The organism is Amycolatopsis sp. MJM2582, from assembly GCF_000754115.1.
GTDB classification, from domain to species: Bacteria; Actinomycetota; Actinomycetes; order Mycobacteriales; family Pseudonocardiaceae; genus Amycolatopsis; species Amycolatopsis japonica.
Genome location: NZ_JPLW01000002.1, coordinates 600470 through 611883 on the forward strand (window position 1 = coordinate 600470; position 11414 = coordinate 611883).

10 protein-coding genes are annotated in these 11414 nt (G+C 70.2%); 7 read left to right on the top strand and 3 right to left on the bottom strand.

The window, feature by feature from the left end:
* Positions 1–21: 21 nt before the first annotated feature.
* The 6 genes from ED92_RS13020 to ED92_RS13045 all read left to right on the top strand — a co-directional run bounded on the left by ED92_RS13020 (position 22) and on the right by ED92_RS13045 (position 7332).
* The gene (locus ED92_RS13020; protein WP_037337381.1) at positions 22–1371 is read left to right on the top strand and encodes an NlpC/P60 family protein; all 1350 of its coding nucleotides are present in this window, start codon (positions 22–24) and stop codon (positions 1369–1371) included.
* Between the two features lie 2 nt (positions 1372–1373).
* A complete protein-coding gene (locus tag ED92_RS13025) occupies positions 1374–1916 on the top strand; it encodes a molybdenum cofactor guanylyltransferase (protein WP_037337383.1) in 543 nt (180 codons plus the stop codon).
* Positions 1917–1960: 44 nt separating this feature from the next.
* The gene (locus tag ED92_RS13030) at positions 1961–4237 is read left to right on the top strand and encodes a hypothetical protein (protein WP_037337386.1); all 2277 of its coding nucleotides are present in this window, start codon (positions 1961–1963) and stop codon (positions 4235–4237) included.
* Between the two features lie 92 nt (positions 4238–4329).
* The gene (locus ED92_RS13035) at positions 4330–5400 is read left to right on the top strand and encodes a MoxR family ATPase (RefSeq protein WP_037305078.1); all 1071 of its coding nucleotides are present in this window, start codon (positions 4330–4332) and stop codon (positions 5398–5400) included.
* 70 nt (positions 5401–5470) lie between these two features.
* Entirely contained in the window at positions 5471–6355 is an 885-nt protein-coding gene (locus tag ED92_RS13040) for a DUF58 domain-containing protein (RefSeq protein ID WP_235213319.1), read from the top strand.
* Complete coding sequence (locus tag ED92_RS13045) at positions 6352–7332, top strand: VWA domain-containing protein (protein WP_037337392.1); 981 nt, start codon at positions 6352–6354, stop codon at positions 7330–7332. The genes ED92_RS13040 and ED92_RS13045 overlap by 4 nt, the downstream gene beginning before the upstream one ends.
* A 77-nt stretch (positions 7333–7409) precedes the next feature.
* On the opposite strand, the gene ED92_RS13050 is transcribed toward ED92_RS13045, so the two are convergent.
* Complete coding sequence (locus ED92_RS13050) at positions 7410–7871, bottom strand: tRNA (cytidine(34)-2'-O)-methyltransferase (RefSeq protein WP_037337394.1); 462 nt, start codon at positions 7869–7871, stop codon at positions 7410–7412.
* Between the two features lie 112 nt (positions 7872–7983).
* Here ED92_RS13050 and ED92_RS13055 point away from each other — a divergent pair, with 112 nt between their 5' ends.
* The gene (locus tag ED92_RS13055; RefSeq protein WP_037337397.1) at positions 7984–9579 is read left to right on the top strand and encodes an alkaline phosphatase; all 1596 of its coding nucleotides are present in this window, start codon (positions 7984–7986) and stop codon (positions 9577–9579) included.
* On the opposite strand, the gene ED92_RS13060 is transcribed toward ED92_RS13055, so the two are convergent.
* Both ED92_RS13060 and ED92_RS13065 read right to left on the bottom strand, forming a co-directional pair.
* The gene (locus ED92_RS13060; RefSeq protein WP_037337399.1) at positions 9567–9998 is read right to left on the bottom strand and encodes a thioesterase family protein; all 432 of its coding nucleotides are present in this window, start codon (positions 9996–9998) and stop codon (positions 9567–9569) included. The two genes, ED92_RS13055 and ED92_RS13060, sit on opposite strands and share 13 nt — an antisense overlap.
* A gap of 70 nt (positions 9999–10068) precedes the next feature.
* A complete protein-coding gene (locus ED92_RS13065; protein WP_152610922.1) occupies positions 10069–11352 on the bottom strand; it encodes a lipase in 1284 nt (427 codons plus the stop codon).
* Between the last annotated feature and the right edge of the window lie 62 nt (positions 11353–11414).

Consider the following 11414-nt stretch of genomic DNA (forward strand, 5'->3'; position numbering starts at 1 on the left):
AGATCAGGAGGTGGGTGGATCGTGCGTGGTGAAGCCGGGTCGGGGACCGGTGCCCGCCGTGGCATGACCATCGGCGCCCTCGGCATCGCCCTGTTGCTCGGGGTGACGGGTACCGCCGTTGCGGTACCGCCGCCTCCGCCGAATCCCAGCGACTCCGAGATCAACTCCAGCAAGGCCGACGCCAACGCCAAGGCGGGTGACGTCGGCAGGCTCACGAACCAGCTGGCCCAGGCCGAGTCGAAGCTCGCGCAGCTCAACGACGACGTCGAGCTGAAGATGGAAGAGGCCAACAAGGCCAGGGTCGACGCGGAGACCGCGCAGGACGAAGCCGCGCAGGCCGATCGCGAGGCGCGGTCCGCGCGCACCGAATCCGACGCCGCGCAGGCGACCATCGACAAGGCCCGCGCCGATCTCGACAAATTCGCCGCCGCGAGCTTCCAGCAGGGCAGCACGATCGGCTCGGTGTCGGCGTACCTGACCGCCAACAGCCCCAAGGAACTCCTCGGCCGCGCCCAGATGCTCGACGCGGTCGGCGGCAGCAGGCTCAACGCGCTCGACGCGATGAAGCGCGCGCAGACGGACAAGTCCAACAAGGACGCGACCGCGCGCAAGAAGCTGGAGATCGCGCAGGAGCGCAAGCGCGCGGCCGAGGCGGCCAAGCACGAGGCCGACAACGCGCAGAGCGCCGCGCAGCACGCCCAGGACACCCAGGCCGCGCAGAACCAGAAACTCGAAGCCGACAAGGCCAGTGTCGAGAAGCAGCTCTTCGAAGCACAGCAGAAGGTCAACGGCCTGCAGGGGCAGCGGCAGCGCTACGAGGACTGGAAGGCGCAGAAGGCCCGCGAGGACGAGGAGCGCGCCCGTCAGGCCGCTCTCGCCGCGGAAAGGCCCAGTCAGGGCGGCGGTGGCCGTCCGTCCGGCAGGCCCGTCCAGTCGGCTCCGGCCGGGGCGAGCGTCGAGGCCGTCGTCCGGCGGGCGCTCGCGCAGCTCGGAGTCGTTTACGCGTGGGGTGGCGGCAACACCTCCGGCCCCACCCGCGGTATCCGCGACGGTGGTACGGCCGACCGCTACGGCGACTACAACAAGATCGGCTTCGACTGCTCGGGCCTGATGATCTACGCGTTCGCCGGGGTGAAGTCGCTTCCGCACTACAGCGGCTACCAGTACAACGCCGGGCGCAAGGTGCCGCTCTCCCAGATGCGCCGCGGCGACATGCTCTTCTGGGGCGGCAGCGCGCGGGGCATCCACCACGTCGCTATGTACCTGGGGAACGGCCAGATGGTCGAGGCGCCGCAGTCGGGTCTGCGGGTCCGGATCGCGCCGGTGCGGTACGGCGGCATCATGCCGTACGCGACCCGCTTGATCGGCTAGGTGTGGCGTACGCGGGGATCGTGCTGGCGGGCGGCGCCGCGCGTCGCCTGTCCGGTGTGGACAAACCCGCGCTCCCCGTCGGCGGGAAACCGTTGCTGGCCAGGGCTTTGGCGGCCCTCGCGGACGCGGATCCGGTGATCGTCGTCGGCCCGGAACGGCCGGGCTTCGGCGACGTCGTCTGGACCAGGGAAACGTCGCCGGGAACGGGTCCGGTGGCCGCGCTGGCGGCCGGGCTCGCGCTGGTGCGCACGGAGCTCGTCGTGGTGCTGGCCGGTGATCTCGCCGGCGTCCGGAAATCCACTGTGGACCGCTTGCTGGCGGGGCTCGACCGGGCCGCGGGGGCGGTGCTGGTCGACGTGTCGGGGGAGCGGCAGTGGCTGCTCGGCGCCTGGCGCGCGGAGGCCTTGCGCGACGCCCTGCCGGAAACGGTGGAGAACGCGTCGCTTCGGCGGACGTTGGGCGGGCTGGAGATCGTCGACGTGCCCGAAGAGCCCGGGGAGAGCGCCGACATCGACACGCCGGAGGATCTGGACCGGTTTTCCTGACCGGAACCGGGGAACGCGGGCGGGAGGTTCGGCATCATAAGCCGGTGAGCGACCTGCATCCGGACGAGTACGAGTCGGACCTCCTGCGCGACGGCGAGGGATTCATCGAGGATTTCGACACGTGGTCCGCGCTGCTCGCGCTGGAGGCCGTGCTCGACGAGGCGCTCACCGAACCGGAAGTCGCTTCGGGACTCCGCAGGGAGGGACTTCGCGCCGAAGACGCCCGCACGGCCGTTCTGGGCGACGTCACCGCGCTCGCGCGGATCCGGATGGAGCGGGAACGGGCGGACGTGGCCTTCGAACGGCCCCGGCGCCTCCCGTTCCGGCGGGTGACCGTCCGCGAGGCGGGCTGGTTGCTCGTGACCTGCGCGCTTCTCGTCGGGTACCTCCGGATCCTGCAGCTGACGTGGTCGTCGATGCCGGTGCCGTTCCAGCTGGTCGGCGTACTGGGACTCGGCGGCGTGATCGGGATGGCCGTCTTGGTCATCGGCCGCCGGATCCCCGGGCTCTTCGTCACCGAGGGCTGGCAGCGCACCGAGGAGTGGGCGCATCCGGAGATGGTCGGCCTTGTCGACCGGTGGGAGTTCGCGCTGCGGGAGATCGTCCTGCCCGCGCTCCGGGACCATCTGCGGGATCACCGGCGGATCCGCTCGGGCCTGGAGCTCGTCTTCGAAGAGCCGGACGCCTCGGCGGAGCTGGAAGCGGGGCTCGTGCGGACGGCCGCGGTGAAACGGCTGCGGCGGATCGTCGATCGGGCGGATTCGGTGGCCGTCGCGCTCGCCGGGCACCGGGGGACCGGCAAGACCACGTCGATCCGCTCGCTGGAACAGGGCCTGCTGAGCCGGTCGGACCGGGCGGCGCCCCTGGTCGTGGTCGCCTCCGCGCCCGCCGCGTACGAGGCCCGCGACTTCGTGCTGCACCTGCACGCGTTGCTCTGCAAGGCGGTGCTGGCGAAGATCTCGAAGGGTTCGCGAACGGTGTCCGGCAGGCTCCGTCGGCGGCGGATGCTCGGGCGCTCACTCAGGAAGGCGTTGGCGTTCCTGGTGTTCTGGGGAGTGGCGGCGTCGGCCGTCTGGCTGCTGTGGGGCGGGACGCCGTGGCCGGACCTCCGGACGCTCGCCCTCGATGTCGTGAACGGGCGGGTGACACCTCAGCAGGTGTGGACGGGACAGCCCACAGCGAAGCTCGTCGCCCTCGGGGTGGTGTCGCTGTTCCTGCTGCGGCTGGTGTTCGGCGTGGTGGCGGCCGGGGCCGCGGTCGTCCGGCTGCTGATCGCACGCCGCCGGGACCTCCGCCTGGCGGGCTTCCGTCGCCTCACCGAACAGCAACTCGATCGGATCCGGTTCCTGCAGACCTACACGACCGGGTGGTCCGGGAAGCTCAGCATGCCGCTGAAGGGGGAAGCGGGCCGCACCTGGTCGACGCAGCGTGCCGAACAGCAGCTCACCCATCCGGAGGTCGTGGACAAGTTCCGCGAGTTCGCCGAGGAGGCGGCTCGGCGGCTCGACGTGGAGCGGGTCGCCGGCCGGGTCGTGATCGCGATCGACGAACTGGACAAGATCGGCGAGCCCGACAAGGCGCATCAGTTCATCAACGACGTGAAGGGTGTCTTCGACGTTCCGGGGTGCCTGTTCTTCGTGTCCGTTTCGGACGACGCCGTCCTCGGTTTCGAACAGCGGGGGCTCGGTGTCCGGGACGCCTTCGACAGCGCGTTCTCGGAGATGGTGCGGCTCGAACCGTTCACTTTGGACGAAAGCAGGCTCTGGATCGCCTTGCGGTTGCGGGGGATCTCCGAACAGTTCTGCTACCTGGCGCATTGTCTGTCGGGAGGCCTGCCCCGCGACCTCAAACGCTGCGCCACCGAGATGGTCGATCTCGCGAACGAGGTCTATCAGCCGTCTTTGGAGGTCGTCGCGCGCAGGCTCGTCACGGGGGAGCTGGCGGGAAAGGCCCGTGCCTTCATCGCCACCGCGGCCACCTTGGACCGCTCGCCGGAACTGGTCGCGCTGACCACGGAACTGCTCGGCATCCCGGGCACGGAGGAGCCGGAAGCGCTGGCCGCGATCGCCGAACGGCTGGTGGCCGGCGGCGACGCCGACGCCGCCGCGATCAGCGATCTGCGCTGGCACAGCGGCTGTTTCGTGCTGTTCTGCGCGACCGTGCTGGAGGTCTTCGACGACACGCTGACCGGCGACCGGCTGACGCCCGGTCTGCACCGGCTCGCCGTCGTCCGGCAGCGGATGGCGATGCATCCGAAACAGGCGTGGGACGACCTGGTGAAATTCCGCGGCGAGGCCCCTTCACAGCCGTCATACCGCTGATCGGGTTGGCTACCGTCACGAACGGCTGTGTCACCGACCACTACGGTCACATCCGGACGCAAGAACGCAAGCGGGGAACACAGGAGGCACGAGTGACCGAGCCCGGCTACGCCGACGGCGCGCAGCAGCAGCCCGGAACGCCGGCGCGGGACGCCCAGTTGCTGGAGCGGACCGTGTTCGAGGTCAAGCGGATCATCGTCGGCCAGGACAGGCTGGTCGAGCGGATGCTGGTCGGCCTGCTGGCCAGGGGACACCTCCTGCTCGAAGGTGTGCCCGGCGTCGCGAAGACCCTCGCCGTCGAGACCTTCGCGCGAGTGGTCGGCGGCTCGTTCTCGCGCGTGCAGTTCACCCCGGACCTGGTCCCCGCCGACATCCTCGGCACCCGGATCTACCGGCAGGGCGCCGAACGGTTCGACGTCGAACTCGGCCCGGTGGTGGCGAACTTCGTGCTCGCCGACGAGATCAACCGCGCGCCCGCCAAGGTGCAGTCGGCGATGCTGGAGGTGATGGCTGAGCGGCATGTGTCGATCGGCGGCCAGACCTTCCCGATGCCCGACCCGTTCCTCGTGCTCGCCACGCAGAACCCGATCGAGAACGAGGGTGTGTATCCGCTGCCCGAGGCGCAGCGTGACCGCTTCCTGTTCAAGATCGTCGTCGAATATCCGACGGCCGAGGAAGAGCGCGAGATCATCTACCGGATGGGTGTCACCCCGCCGACCCCGCAAGAGGTGCTCAGCCCGGCCGAGCTGGTGCGGCTGCAGAACGTCGCTTCGCAGGTCTTCGTGCACCACGCGCTCGTCGACTACGTCGTGCGCCTCGTGCTCACCACCCGTACGCCGAACGACCACGGCCTCGCCGATGTCGCGGGCTGGGTGTCCTACGGCGCCTCGCCGCGTGCCAGCCTCGGCATCATCGCCGCGGCCCGCGCGCTGGCGCTGGTCCGCGGGCGGGACTACGTGCTGCCGCAGGACGTCGTCGACGTCGTTCCCGACGTGCTGCGTCACCGGCTCGTGCTGTCCTACGACGCGTTGGCCGACGGCGTCCCCATCGACCACATCATCACGCGGGTGCTGCAGACCGTGCCGCTGCCGCAGGTCTCGGCCCGTCCGCAGGGCGGCGCCGGACAGGGTGGCCCGGTCCCGGCCGGCGCACCGGTCAGGTAAGGAATCGAGCGTGAAGAACGAGAAGGGCGAACGTCCTTCCTGGGCTCCGCCGGTACTCCGCGGGGAGCGGATGGAGGCGGGCCTGCGCACGCTCGAACTCGACGTGCGCCGCCGTCTCGACGGGCTGCTGCAGGGCAACCATCTCGGCCTGGTGCCGGGGCCCGGTTCGGAACCGGGGGAGGCCCGGCCGTACCAGCCCGGTGACGACGTCCGCCGGATGGACTGGGCGGTCACCGCGCGCACGACGAGCCCGCATATCCGGGAGACCGTCGCCGACCGCGAACTGGAGACGTGGCTGGTGGCGGACGTGTCCGCGAGCCTCGACTTCGGTACGGCGCTGTGCGAGAAGCGTGACCTGGTCGTCTGCGCGACGGCCGCGGTCGCGCATCTGACCGGCGGTGGCGGCAACCGGATCGGCGCGCTCGTCTCCAACGGGGCGGGCAGCATCACGCGCATCCCGGCGCGCGGCGGGCTCCCGCACGCGCGAGGGCTGGTCCGCAAGATCGCCGAGACCCCGCGTGCCGAGGAAGGTGTCCGCGGGGATCTCGCCGCGGCACTGGAGAAACTGCGCCGTCCGCCGCGCCGTCGCGGGCTCGCCGTCGTGATCTCCGACTTCCTCGGCGACACCGACTGGCAGCGTCCGTTGCGGGCGCTCGGCGGGCACCACGACCTCATCGCCATCGAAGTCCTCGACCCGCGCGACATCGACCTGCCCGACGTGGGCACCGTCGTGCTGGCCGACCCGGAGACAGGGAAACAGCGCGAAGTGCACGCTTCGGCCTTGCTGCGCAAGGAATTCGGCGCCGCGGCGCACGCACACCGGCAGGAGGTCGCGGCCGCGCTGCGCCGGGCCGGTGCCGCGCATCTGGTGCTGCGCACCGATTCGGACTGGATCGCGGACATGGTCCGGTTCGTGGTGGCCCGCAAGCGCCGCTGGTCCGGTGGTGTCGCGTGAGCCTCACCGGATTCGCGTCGCCGTGGTGGTTCCTGCTGCTGTTGGCGGTCGCCGGGGTGGTCGTGGGCTACGTGCTGTCCCAGCGCGCGCGGCGCAAGCGCACCATGCGGTTCGCCAACCTGGAACTGCTGGAGAAGGTCGCGCCGAAGAGCCAGGGCTGGGTGCGGCATGTTCCCGCGATCCTGATCGTGCTCTCGCTGCTGGTGCTCACCGTCGCGCTCGCCGGGCCGACGGCCGAGCAGAAGGTGCCCCGCAACCGGGCCACCGTGATGCTGGTGATCGACACCTCGCTGTCGATGGAGGCGACCGACGTCGCCCCGACCCGGCTGAAGGCGGCGCAGGAGTCGGCGCGGTCGTTCGCGCAGAACATGACTCCTGGCGTGAACCTCGGGCTGATCTCCTTCGCGGGGACGGCGACCGTGCTGGTCGCGCCGACCACCGATCGCGGTGGCGTGGTGAAGGCGATCGACAACCTGAAGCTGGCGCAGTCGACGGCCACCGGTGAAGGGATCTTCGCCGCGTTGCAGTCGATCGAGAGCTTCTCGGCGATCGTCGGTGGCGCGGAAGGTCCGCCGCCCGCCCGGATCGTCCTGATGAGTGACGGCAAGCAGACCGTCCCGGACGACCTGTACGCCCCGCGTGGCGGCTACACGGCCGCTCAGGCGGCGAAGCAGGCGCAGGTGCCGATCTCGTCGATCTCGTTCGGCACCACGCACGGTTCGGTCGACATCGACGGCAAACCGCAGGACGTGAAGGTCGACGACGAATCGCTGGAGGAGATCGCGCGGCTTTCGGGCGGCGACTTCTACAAGGCGGCGAGCGCGGACGAGCTGAAACGCGTGTACGACGACCTCGGCGAGCAGATCGGGTACGAGCTCAAGGACGCCGACGCGAGTCGTCCTTGGGTCATCCTCGGGACTTTGGTGCTGATGATCGGAGCCGCGGCTTCGCTCTTCCTGGGGCAGCGTCTGCCTTAGCCGGCTCGCGACGTGTCATGAAAGGGCCGTTCAGGACAAAAGATGTCCTGAACGGCCCTTTCATGACATCCGGGCGACTACGGGGTCGCGAAGCCGTTCTGCCGCCAAGCCTCGTACACACTGATCGCAGCGGTGTTCGAAAGGTTCAGCGACCGGCTCGACGGAAGCATCGGCAGCCGCACCCGGTCCGTCACCTGCGGGGACTCCTGGATCTCGGCGGGCAGCCCCGCCGACTCCGGCCCGAACATCAGGACGTCGCCGGGCTCGTACGCGACGTCGGTGTGCAGCCGCGTCGCCGAAGCGCTGAACGCGTAGACCCGGGCGGGCAGCAAAGCCGCCCACGCCGCGTCGAGATCCGCGTGGACGTGGACGCGCGCGAGGTCGTGGTAGTCGAGACCGGCGCGCCGCAACTGCTTGTCCTCCAGTGTGAAACCGAGCGGCTCCACCAGGTGGAGCTCGCAGCCGGTGTTCGCGGTCAAGCGGATCGCGTTACCCGTGTTGGGCGGGATTTCGGGGCGGTAGAACAGGATGCGGAACACGAGGGTTGATCGTCTTTCGTTCACGGGCGCTTCGCCTGAGCGCGGCCGGGCGGCCATCAAGCCGGACGAGCATGAGGCCCGCCCGTGACCATCCCACCACAGGAGGGCTTACATGCCTTCGCTCCCTCACCCCCTGTCGCGGCGTCGCTTCCTCGGTTATGGCTCCGCCGGCGCTGCCGCCGTCCTGCTGGGGACCGGTGCCTGGAACGCCGCCGGCGCGATGCCGCTCGCTCGCGGTGCCGGCGACCCGTTCACCCTCGGTGTCGCTTCGGGCGACCCGCTGCCCGGCGGCGTCGTGCTCTGGACCAGGCTCGCGCCGAAGCCCTATGAGGCCGACGGGTTCGGCGGTATGCCGCGCACGCCGGTCCGCGTCGAGTACGAGGTGTCGCTCGACGAGCGCTTCCGCGCCGTCGTCCGCCGCGGCTCCGTGGTCGCCACGCCCGAACTCGGTCACTCCGTGCACCCCGAGGTCCACGGTCTCGCGCCGGATCACGAGTACTTCTACCGCTTCCGCACGGGCGGCGTGATCTCGCCGGTCGGGCGCACCCGGACGGCGCCGGTCGCCTGGTCGTCGCCGCGCGAGCTGAACTTCGCGTTCGCGTCGTGTCAGAACTGGGAGGCCGGGCACTTCACCGCGTACGACCACATGGCGGCCGAGGATCTCGACCTGGTCGTGCACCTGGGCGACTACCTCTACGAAAGCGGTGTCACGGGGGTCGGCCGGGGGACGCCGGTGGGATCGCAGTTCAAGGGCGAGACGTTCGACCTGGCCCGCTACCGGCTCCAGTACGCCCTCTACAAGTCCGAAGCGCCGCTGATGGCCGCGCACGCCGCCTTCCCGTGGATCCACGTCAACGACGACCACGAGGTCGAGAACAACTGGGCCGGCGACATCTCGCAGATCGACAAGGAACCGGACCAGGATCGCGCGGTGTTCCGGCAGCGGCGGGCCGAGGCGTTCCAGGCGATGTACGAGCACCTGCCGTACCGCATCGCCCAGCTGCCGAAGGGGCCGGACGCGCGGCTTCACCGGCGGCTCAGCTACGGCACCTTGGCCGATTTCACCATGCTCGACACCCGCCAGTACCGCGACGACCAGCCGTGCGGCGACGGCCAGTCGGCGAACTGCACCGAGCGGTTCGACGAGAACCGCACCCTGCTCGGCGCGGAGCAGCGGCAGTGGCTGCTCGACGGGTTCTCGCGGTCCCGCGCGCGGTGGCAGATCCTCGGCAACCAGGCGCCGATGGGCCAGACCGACACCGACGCGGGCGAGGCCACGAACGTCTACCTCGACCCGTGGGACGGCTATGTCGCCGACCGCGACCGCGTGCTGGCCGCGGCGCAGGACCGCGGGGTGCGGAACCTGGTGGTCATCACCGGCGACCGGCACCAGAACTACGCCTGGGACCTCAAGCGCGACTTCGGCGACCCCGGTTCGCCGACCGTGGCGAGCGAGTTCGTCGGGACGTCGATCACCAGCGGCGGCAACGGCGCGGACATGACGCCCGGCGGTGAGACCCTGCTGAAGGCCAACCCGCACATGAAGTTCTTCAACAGCCAGCGGGGCTACGTCCGGGTGAACGTCAACCGGCAGCGCTGGCGGAGCGACTTCCGCGTGGTGCCGTTCGTCAACACCCCCGGAGCGCCGATCAGCACGCGGGCCAGTTACGTCGTCGAAGACCGGCGGCCCGGCGTTCAGTCCGCCTGAGCGGGCACGAAGGCGGCGTACGCCTCGCGTACCGCCGCGGGCGGCGCCGCCTTCGTGAGCGTCGACGGGTCGACGAAGACGTAGCGGGTCTTGACTTCCGCGCACGGCCGGCCGTCGCGAGTGATCTCGAAGTCGATGATCAGCGACGTCGTGCCGAGGTGGTTCAGGTACACGGCGACGACCAGTTCGTCGTCGTAACGGCAAGGCGCGCGGTAGCGGAGATTCGATTCGGCGACGACGACGTCGACACCGGCGGCCAGCGCCTCCTGGTGGGAGCCGAAGAGGGCCTTTTCCGCCTCGAACATGGCCATGTCCACATAGGCGAGGTAGTGCGCGTTGAACACGATGCCCTGCCCGTCGCATTCGTGGTAGCGCACGCGCAGCGGCATCTCGACGATCGGTTTCCGTGGCTCTGTCACGGTTCCAACCTACGTGAAGGCCCCCTTCCCGCGGCTGAGCCGAGGGAAGGGGGCCTTCACGCGCGTCCGGTCAGTCGATGAAATCGATGTTCGGATGACGCGGCGACTCGCCATCGAGCAGATGCCGGTCCCGGCCCTTCAAGTGCAGATCGAAGAACGCGCCGATGTAGTCCCGCTGCGCGGCCACCGAACGGCGGGGATCGATGGTGCCGATGACCGCCTCCCGCTTCTCCGGCGTCACTCGCGAACCCAGCTGCGGCACGACGACCTGCAGATCGCTGTAGGCCATGTGCGTGCTGCCGCCGCGCAGGTACAGATCACGCTTCCAGCCCCGCTGGTTGGCCCAGAAATCCGCCCAGCTGCGGTCGAATTCGGGATGCCGGTGCGTGTGTTCGAGCGGTTTGCCGGTCTCGTCGGTGCCCTCGGCGCCCATCAGCATGAACGGCCGGTCGAGGCCGCGTTTGGTGACCTCTCCGGGCACGTAGACGCTGCCCGGCGGGTAGCCGATCGCGCTCGCCATCGCGCCGTCGAGGTTGATCCCGGCATCGATGCGCCGGTCGTGGACCATCGTCTCGCCCGCGGTGAACCCGCCGTAGGAATGGCCGTAGGCGCCGACCCGCGACAGGTCGAGCGACCAGCCGAGCCCGCGGGGGAGCGGCCGGTTCTCCGCGTCCGGGTTCTGCCCGCGGGTGATCTTCGCCAGCTGGTCGAGGACGAACCGGCTGTCGGCGACGCGGGCGTCGAGCGCCTTCTTCATGAACTCGGGACCTTCGCCCGAGACGGCCGTTTCGAGCCTTCCGCCAGGGAATTCGACCGCGGCGCTCTCGTAGGTGTGCGAAAGCGAGACGACCACGTAACCACGGCTGGCCAGGTCGTCGACGATCGCCGTGTACGTCTCACGAGGGCCGCCGAAGCCCGGGGAGAAGAGCGTGACGGGCTTCGGCGCGCCATGCGCCACGGGCACGCCGAGTTCGGCCCGCCGCTTCGCCGAAGCCCAGTCGATGGAGCCCGCCGGCAGACCGAGGTAGTCCTCGCTCGCCAGCACCTGGTCGAGGACGGAGCCCACCCCGGGCGCGAGCCACGGTGCTCGCGGGCCGTCGGCGAACCGGTCCGCCGGATAGGTGACGGTGACCATGAGCTCCCGTCGCCGCTCCGGTTTCCACGGATCGGCGCGGGACGGGTCGACGAGGTGGAGGTCGGTGGTGCCGACGTCGTAGGGGCCGGTGAGGGCCGGTGCGGTGAGCTTGGCCTGGTCGGCCGCGACGGCGGGGGCCGCCGTCGCGAGCCCGCCCGCGAGCGCGAGGCCCGCGATCAGCGCCGAACCCCGCACCACCCTGGTGTGTCTCAATCCCACTGCGGGAGTCCTTTCGGATCGGAGCGGCCCGGTGACCGCCTGCTTCCGACCCTGGCAGCGCC